We start from the raw sequence: 25,938 nt of genomic DNA on the forward strand, positions 1-25,938 counted from the left end.
GGTAAAAATTATGACAAAGATAACAAAGCCAAACGAAGTAAAACGAGAATGGATTGTTTTAGACGCAGAAGGCAAACGCTTTGGTCGTCTTTTAACTGAAGTAGCAACAATTTTGAGAGGTAAAAACAAGCCTTGCTTTACTCCAAATGTTGATTGTGGTGATTATGTAATTATCATCAATGCTTCAAAAGCTGTATTTACAGGTGCTAATAAAGCAGAAGATAAGCTTTATCATAGACATTCAGGATATTTTGGAAGTGTAAAAAGCGAAAAATTTGGTGATTTACTTGAAAAAAATCCTGCAAAATTATATAAATTAGCAGTTAGAGGTATGCTTCCTAAAACAAATTTGGGCAGAGCTATGCTTAAAAAATTAAAAATCTATGCGGGTAGTGAGCACCCACACACTGCGCAAATTGCTAAAGAAGGAAAATAATCATGGCAACAACATACGCAACAGGTAAGAGAAAAACTGCTATCGCAAAGGTATGGGTAAAACCAGGTAGTGGTAAAATTAGTGTTAATGGTGTTGATTTAAACACTTGGCTTGGTGGACACGAGGCGATTAAGCTTAAAGTGGTTCAACCTTTACTTGTGACTAAACAAGAAACTTCAATGGATATTAAAGCAACTACTTTAGGCGGGGGCTATAGTGCTCAAGCTGAAGCTTTAAGACATGGAATTTCAAGAGCTTTAGCAGCTATGGATGCTGATTTTAGAGCCTTATTAAAACCTAAAGGACTTCTTACTAGAGATAGTAGAACTGTTGAGCGTAAAAAATATGGACGCCGCAAAGCAAGAAGAAGCCCACAATTCTCTAAACGTTAATATTTTTGGTGGGATTTTCCCACCTTTCTACAATTTTTTATAAAACTCATCCTTTTTTCTATCATTTATGTTATAATTGCGAAATTTAAATTTTTATTTTATAACACAATGAAAGGTTTTTTCTATGAAAAAAATATTCTTATGTTTAGGTTTGGCAAGTGTTTTATTTGGTGCTGATAACAATGTAAAATTTGAAATCACTCCAACTTTAAACTATAATTACTTTGAGGGTAATTTAGATATGGATAATCGTTATGCACCAGGGATTAGACTTGGTTATCATTTTGACGATTTTTGGCTTGATCAATTAGAATTTGGGTTAGAGCATTATTCTGATGTTAAATATACAAATACAAATAAAACTACAGATATTACAAGAACTTATTTGAGTGCTATTAAAGGTATTGATGTAGGTGAGAAATTTTATTTCTATGGTTTAGCAGGTGGAGGATATGAAGATTTTTCAAATGCTGCTTATGATAATAAAAGCGGTGGATTTGGACATTATGGCGCGGGTGTAAAATTCCGTCTTAGCGATTCTTTGGCTTTAAAACTTGAAACTAGAGATCAAATTAATTTTAATCATGCAAACCATAATTGGGTTTCAACTTTAGGTATTAGTTTTGGTTTTGGTGGCAAAAAGGAAAAAGCTGTAGAAGAAGTTGCTGATACTCGTCCAGCTCCACAAGCAAAATGTCCTGTAGAACCAAGAGAAGGTGCTTTGTTAGATGAAAATGGTTGCGAAAAAACTATTTCTTTGGAAGGTCATTTTGGTTTTGATAAAACTACTATAAATCCAACTTTTCAAGAAAAAATCAAAGAAATTGCAAAAGTTTTAGATGAAAATGAAAGATATGATACTATTCTTGAAGGACATACAGATAATATCGGTTCAAGAGCTTATAATCAAAAGCTTTCTGAAAGACGTGCTAAAAGTGTTGCTAATGAACTTGAAAAATATGGTGTAGAAAAAAGTCGCATCAAAACAGTAGGTTATGGTCAAGATAATCCTCGCTCAAGCAATGACACTAAAGAAGGTAGAGCGGATAATAGAAGAGTGGATGCTAAATTTATTTTAAGATAATGAATAAAACTATTTTATTTGATTTAGATGGCACTTTAATTGATTCTACTGATGCTATTTTAAATTCTTTCCAAGGAGCTTTTAAAGCCCTTGGATTAACTTCTAAAAATAATGAAGAAATCAAAAATCTCATAGGTTATCCTTTAGAGCAAATGTTTAGAATGCTTTATCCAGATAAAGTAAATTTAAGTAAAGAATTTGTATTAGCTTATCGTGAAATTTATGCACAAATTTATTTAGAACAAACCACTCTTTTGGCTAAAGCAAAAGAAGCATTAGAACTTGGAAGCGAAATTGCAGATCTTGGTATAGTTACAACAAAAGGAGGTAAATTTACTCCGATTTTACTTGATTATTTGGGAGTTAAAAAATTCTTTAAAACTTTAATTACACTTGAAGATGTCATAAATCCAAAGCCAAGTTCTGAACCTATAATTTTAGCCTTAAAAAGACTTAATAAAACTCAAGAAAATGCCTATATGATAGGCGATACAATACTAGATATTCAAGCTGCAATTTCTGCTAATATCACTCCTTTAGCCTTAACTTGTGGCTATGGCAATGAAAATGAATTAAAAGCTCATTCTATGGTATTTTTAAATGCATATGAGGCTGTTAATTATATAGCTAGATTAAACTAATTTCAAGTTTTCGTTAAACGCCTTTTAAGAGAATTTATAGTAAATTGATAGCTAAAAAATTATAAAAATTATCAATATAAAGGAAGGTCTCAATGGGTAAAATTATGAAAACTATGGACGGAAATGAGGCTGCTGCATACGCTGCGTATGCTTTTACTGAAGTTGCTGGAATTTATCCTATTACACCTAGTTCTCCTATGGCTGATTACACCGATATGTGGGCAGCTGCAGGTAAAAAAAATCTTTTTGGAGTTCCTGTAAAAATCGTAGAAATGCAAAGTGAAGCAGGTGCTGCAGGTAGTGTGCATGGATCTTTACAGGCTGGGGCTTTGACTACAACTTATACAGCTTCTCAAGGATTACTCCTTAAAATTCCAAATATGTATAAAATAGCAGGTCAATTACTCCCCTGTGTAATCCATGTAGCAGCGCGTTCTTTGGCTGCTCAAGCTTTGTCTATCTTTGGTGATCATCAAGATATTTATGCGGCAAGACAAATTGGTTTTGCTATGCTTTGTTCGCATTCCGTGCAAGAAACCATGGACTTAGCTGGTATAGCACATTTAGCTGCAATTAAGGGAAGAGTGCCATTTTTGCATTTTTTTGATGGTTTTAGAACAAGCCATGAAATTCAAAAAGTTGAAGTAATGGATTATGCACATTTTGATAGATTATTAGATAGAGAAGCTTTGCTTGAATTTAGAAATAATGCTTTAAATCCAGAAAATCCAAAAACACGCGGAACAGCACAAAATGATGATATTTATTTTCAAACTAGAGAAGTAAGTAACCGTTTTTATGATGCTTTGCCTGATGTTGTTAATGAATATATGCAAGAAATTTCAAAAATCACAGGTAGAGAATACAAACCATTTACTTATTATGGACATAAAGAGCCAGAGCGTGTGATTGTTGCTATGGGTTCTGTGACTCAAGCACTTGAAGAAGTGGTAGACTATCTTAATGCTAAGGGTGAAAAGGTAGGGATTTTAAAAGTTTATCTTTATCGCCCATTTAGCTTAAAATATTTCTTTGATGTTATGCCAAAATCAGTGAAAAAAATCGCAGTTTTAGATAGAACCAAAGAACCAGGAAGTCTTGGGGAGCCACTTTATCTTGATGTAAAATCAGCTTTCTATGGAAGAGAAAATGCTCCTGTTATAGTGGGTGGAAGATACGGACTTTCTTCAAAGGATGTTGATCCTGCTCAAATGATAGCAGTATTTGAAAATCTTAAACTTGATAATCCAAAAGATGGCTTTACTGTAGGTATAGTTGATGATGTAACTCATACTTCACTGAGTACTGGAGAGAAAATTTCACTTGGAGATGAAAGTACGATCGAATGTTTATTTTACGGACTTGGTGCTGATGGAACTGTGGGCGCAAATAAAAACTCGATTAAAATCATCGGGGATAAAACGGATTTTTACGCTCAAGCTTATTTTGCTTATGATTCTAAAAAATCAGGGGGTTATACAAGAAGCCATTTAAGATTTTCTAAAAAACCTATCCGTTCAACTTATCTTGTTTCAACTCCGCATTTTATCGCTTGTTCGGTAGCGGCTTATTTGGAAATTTATGATGTTTTAGCAGGAATTCGCAAAGGAGGAACTTTCCTTTTAAATAGTATTTGGAATGCTGAAGAAACCATAAGACAACTTCCAGATGCAGTAAAGAAAACTTTAGCTGAAAAAGAAGTAAATTTTTATATCATCAATGCAACCAAACTAGCTCGTGATATAGGTTTGGGAAATCGTACAAATACCATTATGCAATCAGCCTTTTTCAAACTTGCAAAAATCATTCCTTATGAAGACGCACAAAAATACATGAAAGAGCTTGCGTATAAATCTTATAGTAAAAAAGGCGATGCTATTGTAGAAATGAATTACAAGGCTATTGATGTGGGTGCTGATGGACTTGTAAAAGTTGAAGTGGATCCAAATTGGAAAAATTTAGAGCTTAAAGAAAAAGAACAAACTAATGCCTATAAAGGTACTGAATTTGTTGAAAAAATCGTAAAACCTATGAATGCGGCTAAGGGTGATGATTTGCCTGTTTCAGCCTTTTTAGGTTATGAAGATGGAAGTTTTGAACACGGCACAACCGAATACGAAAAACGCGGTGTTGGGGTTATGGTACCAAGATGGATAGAGGCAAATTGTATTCAATGTAATCAATGTGCTTCAGTTTGTCCGCATGCTGTTATCAGGCCATTTTTGATTAATGATGAAGAAATGGCAAATGCACCTCGCGGTGTAAAAGATCATGCTTTAGAAGCTAAAGGAACCAAAGGAGAAAAATTAAGCTTTAAAATTCAAGTTTCTCCACTTGATTGTACAGGCTGTGAGCTTTGTGTTCATGAGTGTCCTACTAAAGAAAAATCTTTGGTTATGGTGCCACTTCAAGAAGAGATGGATTTTGGTGAGCAAGAAAATGCGGATTATTTATTTAAAGAAATCACATACAAAGATGATATTTTAAATAAAGAAACTACAAAAGGAGCACAATTTGCCCAACCTTTATTTGAATTCCATGGAGCTTGTCCTGGATGTGGAGAAACTCCTTATATTACTTTAATTACAAGATTGTTCGGTGAAAGAATGATTGTGGCTAATGCGACAGGTTGTAGTTCTATTTATGGGGGTTCAGCTCCATCAACTCCTTATAGAAAAAGTGTGAAAAATGGACACGGTCCTGCTTGGGGAAATTCACTTTTTGAAGACAATGCTGAGTTTGGTTTGGGTATGAAAATTGCAACTGAAAATACAAGACACCGCATTGAATATATCATGAATGAAAGTATGCAAGAAGTTCCAAATGCTTTATCAGCCCTTTTTAAAGATTGGATTGCAAATAAAGACAATGGTGCTATGTCTGTGGAAATTAAAGATAAAATGATCCCTATTTTAGAGCAAAATAAAAATATTAAAGCCGTACAAGATATATTAGAGCTTAAACAGTATTTAAGTAAAAAATCTCACTGGATTTTTGGTGGTGATGGTTGGGCTTATGATATAGGCTATGGCGGACTTGATCATGTTTTAGCAAGTGGAGAAAATGTAAATATTTTAGTGCTTGATACAGAAGTTTATTCTAATACAGGCGGTCAAAGTTCAAAATCTTCTAGAACAGGAGCTGTAGCACAGTTTGCAGCAGCAGGCAAACCTATACAGAAAAAAGATCTAGGTCAAATTGCTATGACTTATGGTTATATTTTTGTAGCACAAGTAAATTCAACGGCAAATTATACTCATCTTATCAAAGCTATCACTGCAGCTGAGGCCTATGATGGACCATCTTTGGTGATTTGTTATTCTCCTTGTATAGCTCATGGTATTAAAGGTGGGCTGGGCTACTCAGGAGAGCAAGGTGAGCTTGCTACAAAGTGTGGCTATTGGCCACTTTATACCTTTGATCCTCGTTTAGAAGAACAAGGAAAAAATCCTTTAACTCTAACAGGAAAAGAGCCTGATTGGGATTTATATGAGCAATTTTTGATGAATGAAGTGCGTTATAATTCACTTAAAAAAGCAAATCCTGAACATGCTGCTGAGCTTTTTGAACGCAATAAAAAAGACGCTCAACGTCGCTATAGACAGCTTAAGCGTATCGCTATGGCTGATTATAGTAATGAGGTTGAAAGCTGATAAAATATATTTTTAGTGCTACATTGTGTTTTAGCACTTTGTTTGCACAAGATAATTTTGAAGAGTATTTTAAACTTATAGATAAAGAAAATCGCATAAATTTTAATACTCTTCAAAACCCATTTGTGAATCCTACTTTTGAAAAATTAAGACATATTAAAATTACTGCAATTATGCTTGATAAAGTAAAAATTTATGATCGATGGTATAAAAAAGGTGATATGATTGATGATGCTATAATACATGAAATAAATACTAAAGAGATTAAATTCCAATATGATAATTTAGAAATTGCAATCCAAATAAATAAAAATGATAAGATTAATATTAATTAACATTCTTTTTTGCCATTATCTTTATGCTTTAGATTGTCAAAAGCGTCTTTTTGATATCAGTATTAATGAAAAATTAAGCATACAAGAAAGTCTTGATGAGCTTGCAAAATATTGTTCTTTTAGTATTATTGTTAAAGATAAAATTGCCAAAGAAAAATTAGAAACATTGCAAAATTCTGTCAATATTCATCAAATGAGTTTAGACGAAATTTTTAATTTTTTTATCAAAGAGCATGATCTTAGCTATGATTTTGATGGTAAAATTTTAAGAATTTCAGGTATTAATACGAAGATTTTTAAGATAAGTTATATCACTTCTATCAGAGAAGGACAAAGCATAACTAAAGCGTCTGTAGACGCTAAACCAAGGCAAAGTGAATATAGCGGTAGTTTTGATGATGCAGAAGACAATATGATTAAAAGTATGGAAAAATTTGATTTTTGGCAAAATATAGAAAAAGAGATTATTGTATTATTAAAAAATTCTCATGAAGATTATGAGGCTAAAACTCCCATCATAAATCCCAATGCAGGTCTTATTATAGTAACTGGAACAAATTCTCAGTTAAAAAGTGTGAAAAATTATTTGCAAAAACTAGAAAATCGTCTTAAAAAACAAGTTATTATCGATGTTAGCATACTTGCTGTGAGTTTAAATGAAAGCCATTCTAGTGGGATTAATTGGCAAAATTTTAATATAGGTTTAAATTCGCAAGTAAATAATGAAAATTCTTTTATTCAGTTTCAAAATGGGCAAGGTTTTGTTAAGAATTTGGGTTTAAGGGCGAATTTAAATTTTGATTCTATTATTAACTTTCTTTCTCAAAATGGAAAAACTAGCGTGCTTTCTAATCCAAAGCTTATGGCTTTAAACAATCAACAAGCCATTATTTCTGTAGGCGATACTATAAATTATCAAGTCAAAGAAAGTTCTAAAGGTACTGAAAATGGGACTACTGTTAGTGAAAGTTATAATAATTATTCTATTTTTATAGGCATTTTACTCAATATCTTGCCTGAAATTTCTGATGATGGAAAAATAATGCTTAGAATTAATCCAAGCTTAAGTGATTTTAAGTATCCAGAAGATAATAAACGACAAAAAGAACCAAGAACTATTGCTCCTGATACCATACAAAAAAAGCTTTCTAGTGTTGTGCAAGTAGAGAATAATCAAACTTTAATTTTAGGTGGATTGATTTCTCACGATAAATCTAATGAGAAAAATTCTATCAATTTTCTATCAAAAATTCCAATTCTAGGTTCTTTGTTTAAAGGAGAAGTTTTAAATTCTAAAGCAACCGAAATTGTTTTTATTATCACTCCAAGTATAGTAGATAGTGTAAACGCTCCAAGTCTTAAAGATCTAGGATTTAAGCATTATGAGTAAAATTATTCCATTTAGAGAAGAAATTTTTCATCAAATCAATCAAATTTTAGAAAGCCAAAAAGCTTTTATTTTTTTATGGGGAAAAAGTGGTAGCGGTAAAAGTGTATTGTTGCAAAGATTGGCAAAAAAATATAATGTTGATTTTATTAATGAAAATTTTAAAGATCAGAGTTTCTTAAAAGAAAAAATTGAGTTTTTGATTTCACAAGGTCAGAGTTTAATCATTCTTGATGAAGTAGGAATGTATGATTATGCAATGCTAGAAAGCATTAGGATTTATAGTGATTCTATAAGTTTTGTTTTAAGTTCTCATAAAAAGTTAAATATACTTAAAAAAGAGCATTTTAAAAGTCGTTTAAGTGCTTGTTTTGAATTGAAAAATATTAGTCTTTTAGAGCTTGATGATTATATTAAATTGAAATTCGGAATGAATTTTTCAAATAAATGTCTTAAGTTTTTACAAAAAATTTCTCAAGGAAATTTAAGATATATTGATAAAACTTTAAAAAGTTTTTATGAGATAAATAGTTTTTTTGATACAAACAAAAGTCAAGAGTATATTTTAAAGCTTAGTGCTTTAGAGAATGGCTTATTAAGGTAAGGTATGCAAGAAAGAATTAAAGAACTTGAGCTTAGGTATAAATATTTTTTACTTAAAAAATATTTAAAATATTTATTTTTAATTGTTTTAATCTTAGTGATAGCATTTTGTTTTTTTGTGCTAATGCAAAAATATAATAAGCAAAAAAATATTTATTTGCAAGCTATTGAACATAAAAAGCATTTAGAGCAAAAGATTCTTCAAGCGCAAATTTTACAAGAAAAAAATAAGATTTCTAGGGAAAAGTTATATAAAGAACTAGAAGAAGTTAAAGCGGTGCGGGAAAATACACACATTAGTAAGATAGAAATTGATTCTAAAATTTTAAATATTTCTGATTTAAAAAAATCTTTTTATCAAAATCCAAGCTATGAAAAGGCATTAAATTTAGCTAAGAAGTATTTTGATATTAAAGCTTATCAAAAGACAATATTTTGGGCTTTAAAAGCCAATGAACTTGACAAGCAAAAACAAGATTCTTGGCTGATTTTTGCTCAGGCTAAAAGAGCTTTAGGTGAAGAAAAAGAAGCTCAAAGTGCTTTAGATGCTTATATAAATTATTATGGTTTAATGGAATTAGATGGAAAGTAGAATGGATAAAATTTTTCAAGCTTATATTGATAATGAAATAAGTCTTGATGAAATTTGCACTAAATTTAATATCACTTCTTGGGATTTTTTTAAAAAATTAGCAAATTTTTGTAATTTACATTTTGTTGATTTAGATGAAGATAATGATTTTATTTATGAAGGTATACCTTTTTCTTTACTTTTAAAATTTAAATTTCTGCTTATTAAAAATAATGACGGCTTTATGATTATTAGATCCAAACCTTGTTCTTTAGAGCTTTTAGAGCAAGTTAAGACTTTTATGATTTGTGAAAAAATCGACACTGCAATTGCCGATGAATTAAAGATAGCTAAAATTTTAAATCAAATTCGCATTCAAGAGGAGATTAAAAGATTAAGCATTAAGCTTAGACTTGAATGGCAAGAAAATCAAAAAAGAGATGATCAAAGTTGCATCAGTCAAATTTTTGATTTTTTATTACATGAAATTTTATCTTTTCATGCGAGTGATATTCATATAGAAGCAAGGAACGATGACGCTTTGATTAGGTTTAGAGTTGATGGAATTTTGCGTGAATTTGCTATTTTTGAGAAGGATGTTTATGAAGCTTTGGTTTTTCATGTCAAATTTTTAGCTTGTTTGAATTTAGCTGAATCAAGAAAAACACAAGATGGAAGTTTTGAATTAGATTTTGAAAATGAAAGATATGATTTTCGTGTTTCATGTTTGCCTTTGATTTATGGCGAAAGTGTTGTTATAAGAATTTTAAAACATGATAAAGAAATTTTGGATTTGTATAAACTAAATCTTGGAGATAAAAATTTAGAAATTTTAAAAAAGATTTTACATCGTCCCAATGGAATGATTTTATTAACCGGCCCTACAGGTAGTGGTAAAAGCACAACTTTATACGCGTGTTTAAACGAGTTGAAAAGTATTGAAAAAAAGATTATTTCCGCAGAAGATCCTATAGAGTATAAAATTCCTTTAGTGCAGCAAATTTTGCTTAATTCAAAAGTTGGAGTCGAGTTTAATAGTATTTTAAGAGCAATTTTAAGGCAAGATCCTGATATTATCATGATAGGAGAAATTCGCGATGAAGAAAGTTTAGATATTGCACTTAAAGCTTCTTTAACAGGTCATTTGCTTTTAAGCACCTTGCATACTAATGATGCTCTTAGTACCATTGATAGGCTTTTGGATATGCAAGCAAAAAGTTACTTGATAGCATCGGCTTTGAGTCTTGTTATAGCACAGCGTTTGGTTAGAAAACTTTGTCCTTGGTGTAAGCAAAAAAGCAAAAAACATTATATTGAATTTGAAGGTGAATTTTTTGAACCAAAAGGATGTGAGCGTTGTCATCATAGTGGATTTTTTGGCAGAGAATTAATCGCTGAGTGCTTAGAGATCAATGAAGATTTAGCTTGTGCAATTAGGGAAAATCAAGATAAAACGATTTTAATGGAGCTTGCAAAAAAATATGGTTTTCAAACTATGTTTGAACAAGGTTTAAAAAAAGCCAAAGAAGGTCTTACAAGTATAGATGAGCTTTTAAGGGTTGTAAGATGAAATTTTATGAAGTAGAATTTCTTAAAAACAATCAAAATTATACAAAAACTATAAAAGCTGAAAATTTAAATACAGCACAAGCAAAAGCCTTATCAAAGAATTGGAAAATCATTGATATAAAAGAAATTCAAAAATCTAATTTTCAGAGATTAAAAGATGAAAATTTCATACTCTTTTTTAAAGAGCTGGCTTTGTTGTGTGAAGTTGGATTAAGTGTTCAAGAAGCGATTAGAGAATTATATCTTATGCATTCTTGCAAGATTATGAAAAAAATATTAGACAATTTAATTTTAGCCCAAAATTTAAATCAAGCTTTTGAAAATGCTAATTTTGGATTAAATCGTGCGGAGCTAGCTTTGATTAAAACAGCTGAAAAGACAGGAAAAATCAGTGAAGTGTTTAGTCAAATTTCTAAACTTCGAGAAAAAAGCTTAGAGACTCAAAAACAATTAAAAAAGGCTTTTAGATATCCTACTTTGGTTTTTTTAAGTATTATCGGAGCATTTTTGTTTTTAATGCTTTTTGTAGTGCCTAATTTTAAAGATTTATTTGAAAATTTAGGCGCGAGTTTACCTTTTATCACGCATGTAATGTTAGAAATTTATAATTTTTTAGATGACTATGGAATTTTTTGCATATTTTTGTTTGTTATTTTTATTGTTATGCTTATTTTAGCTTATAAAAATTTTCATTCTTTTGCTTTTTCTTGCGATTTTTTATTTTTAAAAATACCTTTGATTTCTCGTTTGATTATTTATAATCAAAATTATTATTTTTTTATGGCTTTTTCTTTACTTTTAAAAAATGGAATTTCAATATCTAAAGCTTTTGATTTAGCTATTATAGGGCTTGAAAATAAATTTTTAATTTTTCAGTATAAAAAACTTTTTAGTTTTATAGATTCTGGTCTTGAGTTAAGTCAGGTTTTTAAAAAGATTGATATTTTTGATTCTTTGGTATTTTCTATGCTTAGTGTTGCGATGAAAAGTGGAAGACTTGAAGTATTAAGTGAAGAAATTGCCAAATATTATCAACAAAAAAGCGAAAATTTGATGGATAGATTTTTGGTTTTTTTAGAACCAATGATGACTTTATTTGTAGCGCTTTTAGTTTTGTTTTTGGCTTTAGGTATATTCTTACCTATGTGGGAGCTTAGCTCAGGGGTCAATTTTAACTAAAATAATCCCAAGCTACTTTAATGATAGTAGCTCCTACAACGATTAAAAATAAAGTTTTTATAAACTTTCCATTAGTTTTTAATACAAGTTTTGAGCCTAAATAAGCTCCTAAAACTTGTCCTACACCCATAAGCAAGCCTACAGCCCATAAAAGTTCGTATTGCCATAAAAATATAGCAAGGGCAATAATATTGCTTGTAAAATTTAAAATTTTAGTATTAATGCTTGCTTTTTTCATATTAAAACCTAGTAGCATCACACAAGCAAAAATCCAAAATGAACCCGTTCCAGGCCCTAAAAATCCATCATAAAATCCTAAAGTTAAGCCACAAATTAAATGAAAAATTTTGATATTTTTTATTTTAGGTTCACTTTCGTGTTTGCCTAAGTTAGGACGTAAGGCTGTATATAAGAAAGTAAGAGTTAAAAAGATTAAGATAATAAGCTTTAATTGCTCATCTTTTACAAAAAGAACACTATAACTTCCTATAGCTGCTCCTAAGGCTGTAAAAAAAACACCCCAAGCAAGATGAGGTAGAGTGGTGGATTTAAAATAAGTTAAAGTAGCCGTAAAAGAACCAAAGACGCTTTGGAGTTTGTTTGTTGCTAAGGATAAATGCGCAGGAATTCCACAGGCTATGAGTGCTGGTAGAGTAATAAGCCCTCCTCCACCTACAATAGAATCTATAAAACCAGCAAAAAGAGCTACAAAAAAAAGTATGAAATAATAAATTGTATCTAAGTGCTCAAAGCCCATTTTTCACTCCTTAAATTTGTCAATTTCCTTACTTTGCCCTAAACGATAGAGTGCAAAGTCATATTTTATGGGATCATTTGCATCTAATTTTTTTAAATTTTGCGTGAGTTCTAAAACACTTTTATAATCATATATTTTACGCTTTAGAAGTCCTAAAGTCAAGGAAATTTTATGTGTATGTGTATCAAGTGGAATTAAAAGATCTTTGGTGTGAATTTTGGTAAAAAGTCCAAGATCAAGTTCATCTTTTCTAACCATCCATCTTAGATACATATTATAGCGTTTAAGAGGTGAAGTAGGGGTGTTTTGCCAAATTTTTCCAAAGAAAAATTCATACCCATAACTTGAATATGAATTTAAGGTTTTGATTTTTTGTATAAAAGCTAAGATGGCATCTGTGGTATTTTCTCTTTTTTGATAGGCTTGATAAAAAAGTTCGTAGAGTGAAATTTCATTTTTAAGTCTTGAAAGAGTGATAAAAATTTCTTGTATATCTTTCTCATTTTGAAAGCGGTATTTTAAATTTTTTAAGTTCTTTTTTTATTTGTTTTTCTTGAAGGTTTAATAAAGAAAAATCAAGTTTTTTTAGAAAATTTACTATATTTTTAGCATTTCCATAGGCAAATAAAGCACAAATTAAGGCAATAAATTCATCATTGTGAATTTTAGCAATTTGCAAAGGATCTGGAGTTTCAAAAAGGGAATGATTGGTATTTTTTTGATTGGCTAAAAAATCAAGCTTAGCTTTAAGATGGATAAAATTTTTCACTTGATATTGCTAGAGCTTAAGATTTAAGCCCTAGTAAGGTATCAAGCATTTGATCTACGGTTGAGACGATTTTTGCTGCAGCACCGTAACTTGATTGGTATTGTATAAGAGCGGCTAATTCTTCATTTGTATTTACACCACTTTTAGATTGGTATTCGCTATAAACAGAATTATAAAGAGTTTCATTGCTTGAATTTACAACATTGTTATTTTCACCATCTGAAGCTATTTTACCTGTAAGTTTGCGGTAATATTCTTCCATGGTAAGATTATCAATAGTGCCATCTTCATTATAAAAATTAACTTTATCATATTGAAGTTGGATGATTTTATTTGCCATGTCATTGCCACTATCAACCCCATTTGAGCTTGCTCTTACTGTGCTTGGATCATTTAAGATAGAATCTTTTACCTTCATATCGCTTGCATCAGTTCCGCTGAAAAAACCACCTATGCTAAACGCACCTGCGAAATTTGTGCCTTTATCTTCAATGGCTACCTTAAAGCCTGATTTTGCATTGATTTGGAATAAACCATCTCCAGTTTTTGCATCGTAGCTAAAACTTGCATTGATATGATCATCAACATCATTATTTGCATTGTGATCGTTATTATCATCTGTATTAGCATTGATTTGACGCATGATATCATTCATGGTTGTATTTACATCTATGGTGATGGTTTTGGTGAGTTTTTTATCGCCTTTATCATCATAAATGACTATATCGAAACTTCCTGGTTGTATGGTTCTGTCGTAATTAACTAAAGGAATATCTCCCTTAAGTCCAGATAGATAATCAGAAGTAACAGAACTTTTCGCAGAACTCGCATAAAGATTGTTAGTTTCATTGATCATGGTCTTGGCAAAAGTATCTAAAGAATCCATATAACCTTGGATAATTCCATCTTCATATTTTCCTTCGCTTTTGCTATAGTTTCTACCGCGTAAGTCAAGCTGAGCACCAAGCTGTCCACCATTAATCTTTGCAGTAAGATCGCGAACTTTTTCATCAGGGGTTTCATAATAAATGCTATAAGATTTATTTTTATCATCATAATCAAGCTTTAAAGGATGAAAATTTATCCCATCTACTATACTAAAACCTTCTATGCTTAGATTGTATTGATGTCCTGGATCAGTGATGGTTGTATCAAGGCGATTGTCTTGATTGATTTCATTTTTGCTTGCAACTGCACTAACTAGCTTTGAAAGAGTAAGCTCAAGTTCATCTCTTCTATCCCTAAGCTCATTTGCGTGTTCTGTTGGTAAGGCTTCTTGTCCATAAATTTGTTTATTTATAGTGGCAATTTCTTCACCGATTCTATTAATCTCATCAACCGTATTTTTAATATCATTATTTACTTTTTTTTGGATTTTATCCAAGGTTGCAAAAGTGTTATTAACGCTTTCTGTTAAGGTTTGAGAAGCTTTTACAAGGGCTATTTTTGTGGCATTTTCATTGGGGTTGGATGCAAAATCATTCCAAGCTTTGTTATAATTTTCTAAATCTTTCAAAATTCCAGTATTTTGTAAGTCTGGAAAACGCTGAGCGATTTCTTGTAAGGTTGAAGCCATGTATTTAGTGTATTCTAGTTGGTTTGATGCACCTTTTAATTTATAGTAAGAATACTCATCATGCAAACGCACTATACTTTCTATAGCAGCTCCTGTGCCTACTTGAACTCCACCTGTGGTAATATACCCATTTGTAGTTTGCACTACTCTTTGGCGTGTATAAAAAGTTGCATTAGCATTTGAGATATTATTTCCAGTTGTTGCGATTTGAACTTCGCTTGCCTTTAAGCCTGTAACACCTGTGTATAATGTTCCAAAAATACCCATTATAAATCCTTATACATTGATCTTGAAAATTGACTCTGGATTTGTCTTTTTATCTCCATAAGCATTATTTGTTCCATCATTGATATCAAACATTTTATTTACTAAGCTATCAAGAAAATCTTTGACAATAAGAACAAATTTAGCATACTCTTTGTTTTTACTATGAAGGTTTTGAAGATTTTTTTTAAGTAGATCTAGTTTTTGTTTATCTTCATCATCTAAGAGTTCACTAAGCCCTTTTGTAGAGCTATTATTTAGCTCAACCAAGGCAACATCAAGCTGTTTTTTAGCTGTAATAAATTCGGCGATAAGTTTGTTTTTTTCTTCTACACTTGGCGTTACACTCTCATGTTTAGCCACTTTGATATTTTCTATATCTTCTTCGGTTAAAGCAATAAGTTTTGCTAAGATAGCATTTACTTCATCAAGTTTTTGTTTAAGCATATTTTCTCCTTTTCTCTCTCAAAAAAAGGAGAATGAAAGTTTTAGATTAAAGAGTCAGCAATCGCAGAAGCCGTAGCTTTTGTATCGATTTTATAAGTACCGTTTTTAATCTGCTCTGCGATTTTACTCGCTTTATCATTTTCCGTTTTTTGAGTATCGTTTGTTTTTGTTTCTTTATCTATTCTATTTGTATTTAATGTGGTATTTGCCACATAACTTTGTTGTATAGGATTGATCATTTCTGCCTCCTTGATCTTAGTTATAATCCTCTACAAACCATATCGACTCAAATTTAAAAAACTTAACCCCTTTCTTTTAAAAAATCGTATAATAATTTTGAAAAACCCATACCTCCACTTAAAGCTTTACTCATAGTATCGTTATACATGGAAGAGTATATTTCATCGCTGGCATCTTTTCCAAAGAGTGAATTTTGACTTTTTAAAGATACATCTAAAACTTGCTTTAAAAAAAATGCTTCAAAAGCATCCGTTTGTTCTTTTAAGGCTTCATCTTCTTTGGTTTTTGTGACTATATCATTATTATTTATTTTGATTCTTGATTCTAAACTTCTTGCTTTGGCTGCACGATCAAGTAAAGCGCTATTCATACTATAAGTATTTAAAAAATTATCCACTTTCATTAGATGATCTCCAAATCCGCGTTAATTGCACCTGCGCGCTTTAAATTTTCCATAATAGCGATAATGTCATTTGGGGTTGCTCCAAGTTTGTTAAGCATTCTAGCTATATTTGCAACTGTGCTTTTTGCATTGTTGATTCTTAAGGTATTTGAACTTGGATCTACAAAACCACCATCTTTCATATCGATTTCATTTTGATTAGCTACTGCGTTATTGTTTGGATCTATTTTTATGGTGATATCTTTATGAGTGATTAAAACAGGTTCTACCTCTACATCAACTCCAGCAATCACTGTTCCTGTTCTTTCATCGATGATAATTTTGCTTTGTGGTTTATAAGCTATATCTTGTTCTAAAACTCTTGCCATAAAATCAACATTTGAAAGATCTTCAGGTTTTTTGAGTTTTACTGTGCGAGAGTCGATAGCTTTAGCCACTTCTTCGCCAAAAACGGTATTTAAAACTCTTTCTATATCATTTGCGGTTTTAAAATCTGCTACTTTTAAGCTTAAGGTTAGATCATTATTTTGGCTAAAATTTTGTGGAATTTCTCTTTCTACATTAGCTCCGCCCATTACGGTTGCAGCAGTTGAGTGAGAACCTGCTCCTCCTGGTCTAGGTGTTAAACCTCCTGTTGAGATAGAGCCTTGTGCTATAGCATAAATTTCACCATCAATCCCACGAAGTGCAGTCAGTAAAAGTGTTCCGCCTTGTAAAGATTTTGCATCACCCATAGATGAAACGGTAATATCAAGTTTATCTCCGCTTTTTGCAAAGGCTGGAAGTTTGGCTGTAACCATAACAGCTGCGGTATTTTTTGATTTGATATCGTTAGGATCTACTTTGATATTCATACCTTGCAAAAGGTTTGAGATGGATTGTAGTGTAAATTTAGAGCTTGTTCCATCGCCACTTCCATTAAGTCCTACAACAAGTCCATAACCTATGAGTTGGTTATCTCTTACACCTACAGTGTTTGCTACATCCTTGATTTGCACTGCAAAAATGCTTGTCATAAAGAGTAAAAATATCGTTAAAACTCTCATGGATTCTTCCTTTAATCTATTGTTGATGATAGATTAAGCAAGAAGTGTTCCAAGTAAGTTAAGAAGTGTAAAAGCTTAAGCTAGTTGATCCAAATTTCTTTTCTTTAATTTTTTGAAAATTTTGGATTTTTTCGGGAGTTTTTATGGTTGAGTGGTGTTCAAAAATGATTAAATTTAAAGTCTTTAAATCTAAATTTTCTAAAAAATGATAAATTTTTTCATAAATATCACTAAAACCTTCTCTGATATCAAAAGGTGGGTCAAGATATAAGATGATTTCATTTTTTGAATTTTCTATGAATTTGGGTAAAATTTCAAAAGTATTTGCGTGGATAACTTCTAAATTTGGATCTATATTTTTAGCATTTTCTAAAGCAATTTTATAGGCTTTTGCATCAAGTTCTATAGCATAAGCTTTTAAAGCATAATTACTTAGTGCTTCAGCCGCCATCAAAGCACTTCCGCCAAAGGCTTCAATGAAAATTTTATCTCTTAAATCTTCCCTTATTACATTAAAAACACAACTTTTTACTATGCTTTTAGTACTTCTTGTTGTTGTAAGACTAGGTAAAAGTAGTTTTTTTCCTTTGTATTTACCACTTTCTATATTTGTATAAAGCTTTGTTTCTTTGACTTTTTTTATTTTTTCTTTAGGGGAACTAATTTCTTGTTTTTGAAGAAATTTTTTTCTTTTTTCATTGTGATTAAAAAAGTCTTTAACGCTTATAAATTCATCATTCATCATTAAGTGCTTTTACGAGTTTGTTTTTAAGATCTTTTATGGCAAGATCGATTTTATTTTCATAATCTTTTTTAAATTCCAAAGCAATAGCGTCAATTTTTTCTTCAAGCAGTCTTTTTTGTTCAAGTGCAAGTTGCAAAGCTGCTGCTTTTAAGGCATTATCAAATTCATTTAAAGACTCAAACAAGGCTTCTTTGCTAAATGGTACGCTTAAAAATGGAGAGTTTTTAGAGATGATAAATAAGGGTTTTGCGGTGTGAATTTTTTCATCGCTAATGATGAAATCACAATCTTTTTTCATTACCAAATGATCTTTTAAAAAAAGTTCTAAAGTTTTTTCTATGATGAGATCTTTACATTCTAAAGAGATTTTCATATCAAACTAACCTTTAAAGTGTGATTTTTTAATGATGGAGCTTGTATGCCTTGGATAAGGGCTAAAAACTCAAAACGACTTAAAATATAAAAGTCTTCAAATTCCCTTCCGCTTGTTTGCATAAGTTTTTTAGCACAAGTATCAAAAAGATAAAAATCTTTTTCTTCTTTTACTACCATAAAATCAGCCCCGCTATCATAAGCGTCCAAAACAATATCTGCAGCCATTTTATAGCTTAGTGTAGGATTTAAATTCAGCAAAGTAAAACCATTATTTTTTGTACTGTTTTCATAGGAAATAAATTTAGCTTCAAGTTTGGATTTTAAAGTATCACAAGCATTAAAACCATAAAAAGCTATATTGAAATCTTTAAAATTATGCTTAATTTCCTTAAGTTCTTTAATCTCATTATCAAAAGCATTGGTTTTAGGTAAATCAAAGTGTAAAATATTTTTATCAAAAAGCCCTAAATTTAAAATTTCATTCTGTAGGTTTTTGATCGTTGTTTCTAAAATTTCATTTTTACTTTCAAGGTGATAAAAAATACCCTTTTCTTTATCTGCTAGAGTTTTTAAAATTTCTATCTTTTTTTCAGGATATTTTTCTATCATTTTTGAGGCCAAATAAAACACTCCATCGCCCATATATTCAGGAAGATAGTCTAAAATTTCACTTGCATAATATAAATAATCATATTTTGCATAAAGCTTTTTATCCTCTTCATCGCCAAATTTTTCAAGATATTTGTATTTGTCTAAAAAATCATTTTTATCAATGATAAGATCTTTAATAGCTCTTTTTGTACTTAAAGGCTCGATACAAAGATTAAAATCAAATTCTTTTGCTATTTTTTCTAAAGGTGTAAAAAGTGGTATGATTTGCTTATTTACAACTATGTAAGTATCTTCATCTTTATCAAAATCAAAATAAATATCATCATCTTGAACTTGCAAAAGCAAATCATAAAAACTTGCAAAATTTTCATAATTATCATAAATATAAGGTTTATAATAAGCCTCATAATCCTTGGTTTTATCAAATCTAAAAATTCTTAATTCTAATTTTTTCATGGTTTTTCCTTAAATATTTCTATATTATATAAAATTTTTCTAAAATTCACTAGAATTTAAAAGGAAATTTTATAAAATCACGCATTATGAACAAAGAAGATTTTATTATCAAAGCTTTTTTAAATGAAAAAAATGGCGATGATGGAGCTATTATTGATGATTGGTGTTTTAGCAAGGATTTGTTTTTTGAAAATGTGCATTTTAAAAGAGAGTGGCTTAGCTTAGAGCAAATCGCTACAAAAGCAATGCTTGTCAATATCTCAGATGCTATTGCGATGAATGCTGTACCAAAATACGCACTTTTAGGACTTGCTTTACCAAAAAATTTAAGCGAAAATGAGATCAAAGCCTTGCAAAAAGGTTTTTTAAAAACAGCTAGGAAATTTAATATAAAAATCATAGGCGGCGATACTATAAGTAATGATAAAATAGACATTAGTCTTACTATCATTTCAAAGATTAACGATAAAGCCGTTTTTAGAAAAGGTTTAAAAAAGGGACATTTAATTGCTTATACAGGAAAATTAGGGCAAAGTTTAAAAGGGCTTGAAATTTTACAAAATGGGGGCACTTTAAAACCAAACCATGTATTTATAAAGCCAAAATTAAGAGCTAGTTTTTTTTATGAAATCGCACCTTTGATTTCTTGTGCTATGGATATTTCAGATGGTTTAAGTAAGGATTTATCAAGACTTTTAGCCTTAAATAAATGCGGTATTTCTTGGTTTAAAAAACTTGATGATTATACGCTTTATAGCGGAGAAGAATATGAAATTTTATTTGCTTTTGATGAAAAAGAACGGCAAAATATAGAAACAATAGCCAAAAAACACGGCGTGAAATTAAATATCTTTGGAAAAGCAGTGAAGGGAAAATATGAATTTAGCGGAAGAGAACACCATTTTTAAGCCTTTGTATAGTTTAAAACACAGTCCTATTAATGCGTATTTTAGTAAAAATAGCGATGATTTTGTAGTGCGTGAAAAGCCTTTGTATGAATTTAGCGGTAAGGGTGAGCATCTTATTTTACATATCAATAAAAAAGATTTAACCACAAATGAAGCTTTAAAAATTTTAAGTGAAGCAAGCGGGGTTAAAATAAAAGATTTTGGTTATGCAGGGCTTAAAGACAAGCAAGGATCAACCTTTCAATACCTTTCTATGCCTAAAAAATTTGAGAGTTTTTTGTCAAATTTTTCTCATCCTAAACTTAAAATTTTAGAAATTTTTACCCATGAAAACAAGCTAAGAATAGGGCATTTAAAAGGAAATTCTTTTTTCATACGCTTAAAAAAAGTTTTACCAAGCGATGCTTTAAAACTAGAACAAGCTTTGATGAATTTGGATAAACAAGGTTTTGCGAATTATTTTGGTTATCAGCGTTTTGGAAAATTTGGGGATAATTATAAAGAAGGGCTTGAAATTTTGCGTGGTAAAAAGATGAAAAATGTAAAAATGAAAGAGTTTTTAATCTCGGCTTTTCAAAGTGAGCTTTTTAATCGCTATTTGAGTAAAAGAGTGGAGTTATCACATTTTGCAAATGATTTTAGTGAAAAAGAATTAATCCAAATTTATAAAATCTCCAAAGAAGAAGCTAAGGAACTTAAAAAACAAGAACAATTTTTTAAGCTTTTAAAAGGCGAGGTTTTAGGGCATTATCCTTTTGGAAAGTGTTTTTTATGCGAGGATTTGAGTGCTGAGCTTGGGCGTTTTAAGGCAAGAGATATAAGCGCCATGGGGCTTTTAATCGGTACTAAGGCTTATGAAACAGGAGAAGGTTTGGCTTTAAATTTAGAAAATGAAATTTTTAAAGATGTCTTAGAGTTTAAGGCTAAAATGCAAGGTTCAAGACGCTTTATGTGGGGATATTTAGAAGAGTTAAAATGGCGTTATGATGAAGAAAAAGCTCATTTTTGTATAGAGTTTTTCTTGCAAAAAGGCTCTTATGCTACTGTGGTTTTAGAAGAAATTTTGCATAAAAATTTGTTTGAATGAAATGATTATGAGTTAAATTTTATGTGATTTTTACTTTAGAATTTATTGCAAAAATGATATTTAAATTTTAAATTTAGGTATAATTATATTAATTTAATTTTTAAAATAGGAGTAAAAATGAAAAAGATTTTAACAAGTGCTTTGGCTTTAGGAGCTATGACTTTAATTATAGGTTGTGGCGATGGCGATTTAGTCGAGTTAAAAAACAATGGCAACGATCAAACTATGTTTGATTTAGGTAATCAAGAGATTATGAAAAAATATCCAAATTATAAGCTTTATGATTATACTTCAGTCAGAGCAATTAGTGATATTAAAGACCCAGAAGGTAAAATCAAAGAAATGAAGCGTGATTTAGAAATAGATAAAACTCCATACTCAAACTATGTTTTCTTATTAAATCCAAATGATAAAAGAGATTATAAAGTTGTGAGTATTTATTGCGATAGAGATCTTAAGAAAAGAATTTATTGTTCCGCGAATGACGCATTTAGGTTTTATGCAAGATAATAAAACAAGCGGGAAAGTCCCGCTATCTTTCTAATTTTTTTATACCGACATTTTGCGGAAATTACTTATTTTTAAGCCTGTTACTCCGCTTTTAAAGCAATCAAAACGCCTTCTATCATTTTTTTGATATCTCCATCAAGGATATTATCCACTTGAGAAAAAGCTTCTCCACTGCGATTGTCTTTGACTTGCTGATAAGGGAAAAGTACATAAGAACGGATTTGATGCCCCCAGCCTATATCGCTTTTTTCTCCAGCATTAGCGCTATCTTGTTGTTTCATGAGTTCAAGCTCATAAAGGCGAGATTTTAGCATTTTAAAAGCGGTAGCTTTGTTTTTGTGCTGACTTCTGTCATTTTGGCATTGTACAACTATACCAGTTGGAAAATGCGTGATTCTCACGGCTGATTCTGTTTTATTGACATGTTGTCCGCCTGCACCGCTTGCTCTGTAATAATCTATTCTTATATCTTTTTCTTCGATTTCAATTTCTATATCATCATCAAGTTCAGGGCTTACCATAACACTTGAAAAGCTTGTATGACGGCGTCCTGCACTATCAAAAGGAGAAGTTCTTACTAAGCGATGGATACCATTTTCAGCTTTTAAATAACCATAAGCATTTTCTCCTTTAACCAAAAAGCTCACATCTTTAAGTCCTGCTTCTTCGCCTTCTTGAAAGTCTAGAGTTTCGACTTTAAAACCTTCTCTTTCGCAAAATCTTAAATACATTCTATAAAGTATGCTTGCCCAGTCATTGCTTTCTGTTCCTCCTGCACCTGGATGAATGGAAACAATGGCATTTTTACCATCATTTTCCCCGCTTAAAAGCATGGAAATTTCAAGACTTGTGATAGTATTTTCAAGTTTTGGTGCATCATTAAATAAAGCTTCAAGCGTTTCTGTATCGTTTTCGCTATTGGCCAGATCGAAAAGTTCGTTTGCGTCATTTAGGGCGTTAAAAGCATTTTCATAGTTTTTAAGTAGATTGGTGATTTTGGTTTTTTCTTTGCCTATGATCCCTGCTTGTTTGACATCACTCCAAAAAGAAGGAGAATTTTCAAGCTCTTCGATTTCTTTAAGCCTTGTTTGGATATTTTCAGGCTTGATGATGGAGGCTATGTTGCCGACTTTGTTTTTTAAAGTTTTTAAAAGTTCGCTAAATTCGTAATTATCCATAAAAATTTCTTTCTCAAAGTTAATTTTTACATAATTTTAACAAATTTTATCAAAAAATAAGCTAAGTCTATTTTTAATCATAGTAGGTATAACCATCATCAAAGTTGATCGGGATTATTTTTTTGAATTTTAAATTTATTTGAAAAATACAAAAATATCTTTCAAAAATAATCAAATTCAATACTTAGATGAAAAATTATATTTCTTTATTTTTAAATTCTTTTTTAAGCTTTCTTATCTCAAAAAATAGTTTTAGATATCCACCCTTATACCAATTTCTACTAGCCTTTATCAAAGCTTCTCCTAGCTTATAAGATAAATGTTCTTTAAATTTTAAAGCTTCTTTATAATCAGGATAAGATTCTAAAGGGGGTAATTTCAAAGAAGGGTCTTTTTTGATTTTTTCTTGTTTGTATTTATCTTTTATATAAGATAAAACATAAGGCATTCTTATATAACCTAGTATGCTTTTTGAATTTTCTATCATAGCTTGTCCTAGTTTATAAGAAAGTTGGTTTTGAATTCTTGCTTTAGCTGAATTAGCTTGGATAAAAGTTACTTTAGGATTAATAATATCCATTTTAATTCCTAAAGATTTAGCTAACTTTTTACTTTCTAGTTTTTTAATGATTAGGTCTTGTTCTAAATTAGCTAATTCTAAATGTTGTTTTTTAATAGGGATGGAGTTGAGTTTATTCTCAAGATTGCTTTTTTCATTGAGTAAATTTTGTTTTTCATTGCTCAAGTTGGATATTTGATCTTGCAAAGGTTGGAGTTTGGCAGGATCTCTCCTTTGGTTATATTGTTCGATAATAATTTTATATTCTTTTAAATATTCGCAAAGGTGAGTAAAATCATATTCCTTTGAAATTTCAAATTCTATTTCTTTTGGAATTTCTACATCTTCCATTTTCTCTTCTTTTGATACAAGAAGAAAGCCTATAATTCCACTTTGTTTATTATTTTCATATCTTGAATTATAATAATCAAATCTAGATTTTTTTGTATTTTTGTCAAAAAAGTGATGAATTTTAATTGTTTTATTAACAATAAAATTAAAATCTATTTTTCTAAAAGTTTCTCCCGAATAAGATGTGAATGCTACTTTTTGTTTGTTATTTTCTAGTATGCAACAAGAATTATAGCCAACAGATAAGAAAGCATCGTTCCAAGTATGAACACCAATAATTTTCATGTTGAGATCATTTTCTGAAAAATTAATTTCTTTTATATTATCTATTTTATATACTTTTTCTCTATATAAGTAAGTTCTTGCAATTACAAAATTATTATCGTTTTTATTTTCTATTTCATCTAAATCCAAAACTTTAAAACTAGGCAATTTTGGAATTGAAACAGGTTTTTGCGGCTTCAATACTTCTAGATTTTTTATAATATTTTCAGCCATTTTGGAATACACAAAATCCATAGGATGAGCATAATCGGAAAATGAGGTAAAAAAATCCAACAACTCTTCTTTTAAACAAAATTGATAAGCGTCTATAAAATTAAAACCATATTTTTCACTTTGGATTTTGCAAAAAGGTGTGTAATCTCCGCTAACATGAACATAATGATGCCATTGAATCATTAAAACTTTGCAATTTAAACTACTCAAAATTTTGCAAATACAATCATAGGCGTATAAATATTCTTTTTTTACTTCATTATTTTTAGAAAAAATTGCGGAGTCGATAGTATAGATAAAAAGATCTGCGGAACTAAAAAAAGCATCATTTTTCTTTCTATAAAAGTTATAAATATGTCCGTAGGGATGCATTGCACCAAAACTTAAAGTTTTAATATCTATTCCGCGTTTTTTAAAAGTTTGAAAAAAAATATAATTCCATCTTGATTCGCAAGATCCAAGTAAGACAATCTTCATAAATTAAAAGCCTTTTTTATCATTGCTTCTATGGTTTTAAAATCTTCGAAATTTTCAGGCATTATAAAATCCATGTCTAATTCTTGATCGTAAAAATCTTCTATTTGAGTTACTAATTTCATGATATCTAAGCTATCTATTAGACCATTAGTCACTAAATTTTTAGAATTTTCATCAATGTTTTCTTTTCCAATTTCTTTAAAAAACTGTTTAATCTCTTCCATTTTATCTCCTTAAAGTTCTTTTAAAACTTTCCTATCAATTTTACCATTTTGATTAAGCTTAAATTTGTTAATTTTAATAAAATTTTTTGGGATCATATAAGAAGGTAATTTATCTTTTAAAAAAGATTTAAAATCAAGCTCTTCTTTGCTTTCATAAAAACAAATAATATCTTCTTTAAAAATACAAGCGCTATTTTTTACACTTGCATGAGAATTGATCACACTTTCTATCTCTCCAAGTTCTATCCTATGCCCCATATATTTGATCTGATTATCTGCTCTTCCATAGCACAAAAGCTCTCCAAATTCATTATAAGAAACAATATCTCCTGTTTTATAGAGTAAATCTAAATAATTGTCATGCAAAGGATTTTGAATAAAAGCTTGTTTGGTTTTTTCTTTGTCATTATAATACCCTAAAGACAAAGAAGTTCCACGCACGTAAAGCTCTCCTTTAACACCTATTTGTTTAGGGCTTATGAAATTCATATTTTCATCAAAAACTAAAAGTTCTGTGTTTTTACATGCTTTACCTATAGGTAGAAGTTCTTCATCTTTAAAAGTGCGATTGATGATATAAAAAGAACATACATCAGTGATTTCTGT

Annotated in this window: 25 protein-coding genes and 3 pseudogenes; 14 read left to right on the forward strand and 14 right to left on the reverse strand. The window is 30.3% G+C overall.

Annotation, left to right across the window (positions count from 1 at the left end; translation table 11 throughout):
• Positions 1–10 precede the first annotated feature (10 nt).
• From rplM to AJ930_RS00470, 11 genes are all read left to right on the forward strand, one after another.
• On the forward strand, positions 11–436 hold the full coding sequence (gene rplM, locus AJ930_RS00420) for a 50S ribosomal protein L13 (protein WP_002779321.1): 426 nt from the start codon (positions 11–13) through the stop codon (positions 434–436).
• Positions 437–438: 2 nt separating this feature from the next.
• Positions 439–828, forward strand: a complete 390-nt coding sequence (gene rpsI, locus AJ930_RS00425; protein ID WP_002851459.1) for a 30S ribosomal protein S9 — start codon at positions 439–441, stop codon at positions 826–828.
• A gap of 124 nt (positions 829–952) precedes the next feature.
• The gene (gene cadF / locus AJ930_RS00430) at positions 953–1,912 is read left to right on the forward strand and encodes a fibronectin-binding outer membrane protein CadF (protein WP_002862134.1); all 960 of its coding nucleotides are present in this window, start codon (positions 953–955) and stop codon (positions 1,910–1,912) included.
• The gene (locus AJ930_RS00435) at positions 1,912–2,553 is read left to right on the forward strand and encodes an HAD family hydrolase (protein ID WP_070274667.1); all 642 of its coding nucleotides are present in this window, start codon (positions 1,912–1,914) and stop codon (positions 2,551–2,553) included. The genes cadF and AJ930_RS00435 overlap by 1 nt, the downstream gene beginning before the upstream one ends.
• Before the next feature lie 92 nt (positions 2,554–2,645).
• The gene (gene nifJ / locus AJ930_RS00440) at positions 2,646–6,206 is read left to right on the forward strand and encodes a pyruvate:ferredoxin (flavodoxin) oxidoreductase (protein WP_002862132.1); all 3,561 of its coding nucleotides are present in this window, start codon (positions 2,646–2,648) and stop codon (positions 6,204–6,206) included.
• A gap of 23 nt (positions 6,207–6,229) precedes the next feature.
• Positions 6,230–6,541 (forward strand): hypothetical protein, encoded by a 312-nt coding sequence (locus AJ930_RS00445; protein ID WP_002862131.1) that lies wholly within the window; start codon positions 6,230–6,232, stop codon positions 6,539–6,541.
• On the forward strand, positions 6,519–7,931 hold the full coding sequence (gene mshL / locus AJ930_RS00450; protein WP_044779973.1) for a pilus (MSHA type) biogenesis protein MshL: 1,413 nt from the start codon (positions 6,519–6,521) through the stop codon (positions 7,929–7,931). The genes AJ930_RS00445 and mshL overlap by 23 nt, the downstream gene beginning before the upstream one ends.
• Complete coding sequence (locus AJ930_RS00455; protein ID WP_002921280.1) at positions 7,924–8,532, forward strand: ATP-binding protein; 609 nt, start codon at positions 7,924–7,926, stop codon at positions 8,530–8,532. The genes mshL and AJ930_RS00455 overlap by 8 nt, the downstream gene beginning before the upstream one ends.
• Before the next feature lie 3 nt (positions 8,533–8,535).
• Positions 8,536–9,123: a hypothetical protein gene (locus AJ930_RS00460; protein WP_002921278.1), complete on the forward strand. Its 588-nt coding sequence runs from the start codon at positions 8,536–8,538 to the stop codon at positions 9,121–9,123.
• Positions 9,113–10,672, forward strand: coding sequence for a GspE/PulE family protein (locus AJ930_RS00465; protein WP_032588785.1), 1,560 nt, complete (start codon positions 9,113–9,115; stop codon positions 10,670–10,672). The genes AJ930_RS00460 and AJ930_RS00465 overlap by 11 nt, the downstream gene beginning before the upstream one ends.
• On the forward strand, positions 10,669–11,850 hold the full coding sequence (locus tag AJ930_RS00470; protein ID WP_070239583.1) for a type II secretion system F family protein: 1,182 nt from the start codon (positions 10,669–10,671) through the stop codon (positions 11,848–11,850). The genes AJ930_RS00465 and AJ930_RS00470 overlap by 4 nt, the downstream gene beginning before the upstream one ends.
• Here AJ930_RS00470 and AJ930_RS00475 read toward each other — a convergent pair.
• The 10 genes and pseudogenes from AJ930_RS00475 to AJ930_RS00520 form a co-directional block, all read right to left on the reverse strand.
• On the reverse strand, positions 11,843–12,607 hold the full coding sequence (locus AJ930_RS00475; protein ID WP_061210475.1) for a TSUP family transporter: 765 nt from the start codon (positions 12,605–12,607) through the stop codon (positions 11,843–11,845). The genes AJ930_RS00470 and AJ930_RS00475 overlap by 8 nt on opposite strands.
• A gap of 3 nt (positions 12,608–12,610) precedes the next feature.
• A pseudogene (locus AJ930_RS00480) lies at positions 12,611–13,376 on the reverse strand (TIGR02757 family protein).
• 16 nt (positions 13,377–13,392) lie between these two features.
• On the reverse strand, positions 13,393–15,219 hold the full coding sequence (flgK, locus tag AJ930_RS00485) for a flagellar hook-associated protein FlgK (RefSeq protein WP_070274668.1): 1,827 nt from the start codon (positions 15,217–15,219) through the stop codon (positions 13,393–13,395).
• A gap of 9 nt (positions 15,220–15,228) precedes the next feature.
• Positions 15,229–15,663 carry a flagellar protein FlgN gene (locus AJ930_RS00490; protein ID WP_070239589.1) on the reverse strand — a complete coding sequence of 145 codons (435 nt, stop codon included), beginning with the start codon at positions 15,661–15,663 and terminating at the stop codon, positions 15,229–15,231.
• Between the two features lie 41 nt (positions 15,664–15,704).
• Positions 15,705–15,902, reverse strand: a complete 198-nt coding sequence (gene flgM, locus AJ930_RS00495) for a flagellar biosynthesis anti-sigma factor FlgM (RefSeq protein WP_002855791.1) — start codon at positions 15,900–15,902, stop codon at positions 15,705–15,707.
• A 62-nt stretch (positions 15,903–15,964) separates the two neighbouring features.
• Entirely contained in the window at positions 15,965–16,306 is a 342-nt protein-coding gene (locus tag AJ930_RS00500) for a hypothetical protein (protein WP_070239591.1), read from the reverse strand.
• Positions 16,306–17,352: a flagellar basal body P-ring protein FlgI gene (locus AJ930_RS00505; protein WP_070239593.1), complete on the reverse strand. Its 1,047-nt coding sequence runs from the start codon at positions 17,350–17,352 to the stop codon at positions 16,306–16,308. The genes AJ930_RS00500 and AJ930_RS00505 overlap by 1 nt, the downstream gene beginning before the upstream one ends.
• A gap of 58 nt (positions 17,353–17,410) precedes the next feature.
• Complete coding sequence (rsmD, locus tag AJ930_RS00510; protein ID WP_052800372.1) at positions 17,411–18,094, reverse strand: 16S rRNA (guanine(966)-N(2))-methyltransferase RsmD; 684 nt, start codon at positions 18,092–18,094, stop codon at positions 17,411–17,413.
• Positions 18,087–18,470 carry a hypothetical protein gene (locus AJ930_RS00515; RefSeq protein ID WP_002870895.1) on the reverse strand — a complete coding sequence of 128 codons (384 nt, stop codon included), beginning with the start codon at positions 18,468–18,470 and terminating at the stop codon, positions 18,087–18,089. Before AJ930_RS00515 ends, rsmD begins: the two co-directional genes overlap by 8 nt.
• Positions 18,467–19,540, reverse strand: a complete 1,074-nt coding sequence (locus AJ930_RS00520) for a DUF5644 domain-containing protein (RefSeq protein ID WP_044778877.1) — start codon at positions 19,538–19,540, stop codon at positions 18,467–18,469. The genes AJ930_RS00515 and AJ930_RS00520 overlap by 4 nt, the downstream gene beginning before the upstream one ends.
• A gap of 86 nt (positions 19,541–19,626) precedes the next feature.
• Between AJ930_RS00520 and AJ930_RS00525 the strand changes: the two genes are divergently transcribed.
• The 3 genes and pseudogenes from AJ930_RS00525 to AJ930_RS00535 all read left to right on the forward strand — a co-directional run.
• Positions 19,627–20,448, forward strand: coding sequence for a thiamine-phosphate kinase (locus AJ930_RS00525; RefSeq protein ID WP_070239595.1), 822 nt, complete (start codon positions 19,627–19,629; stop codon positions 20,446–20,448).
• Positions 20,417–21,535 (forward strand): tRNA pseudouridine(13) synthase TruD, encoded by a 1,119-nt coding sequence (truD, locus tag AJ930_RS00530; RefSeq protein WP_070274669.1) that lies wholly within the window; start codon positions 20,417–20,419, stop codon positions 21,533–21,535. The genes AJ930_RS00525 and truD overlap by 32 nt, the downstream gene beginning before the upstream one ends.
• Before the next feature lie 117 nt (positions 21,536–21,652).
• Positions 21,653–21,964: pseudogene (locus AJ930_RS00535) on the forward strand (hypothetical protein); the annotation flags it as partial.
• A 161-nt stretch (positions 21,965–22,125) separates the two neighbouring features.
• Here AJ930_RS00535 and prfB read toward each other — a convergent pair.
• From prfB to AJ930_RS00555, 4 genes and pseudogenes are all read right to left on the reverse strand, one after another.
• Positions 22,126–23,223, reverse strand: coding sequence for a peptide chain release factor 2 (gene prfB, locus AJ930_RS00540; protein WP_070274671.1), 1,098 nt, complete (start codon positions 23,221–23,223; stop codon positions 22,126–22,128).
• Positions 23,224–23,419: 196 nt separating this feature from the next.
• Positions 23,420–25,108, reverse strand: a complete 1,689-nt coding sequence (locus tag AJ930_RS10445) for a hypothetical protein (RefSeq protein WP_070274672.1) — start codon at positions 25,106–25,108, stop codon at positions 23,420–23,422.
• Positions 25,105–25,332 carry a phosphopantetheine-binding protein gene (locus tag AJ930_RS00550; protein ID WP_070274673.1) on the reverse strand — a complete coding sequence of 76 codons (228 nt, stop codon included), beginning with the start codon at positions 25,330–25,332 and terminating at the stop codon, positions 25,105–25,107. Before AJ930_RS00550 ends, AJ930_RS10445 begins: the two co-directional genes overlap by 4 nt.
• Before the next feature lie 9 nt (positions 25,333–25,341).
• A pseudogene (locus tag AJ930_RS00555) lies at positions 25,342–25,938 on the reverse strand (AMP-binding protein); the annotation flags it as partial.

This window comes from Campylobacter sp. BCW_6871, assembly GCF_001762325.1.
GTDB lineage: Bacteria > Campylobacterota > Campylobacteria > Campylobacterales > Campylobacteraceae > Campylobacter_D > Campylobacter_D jejuni.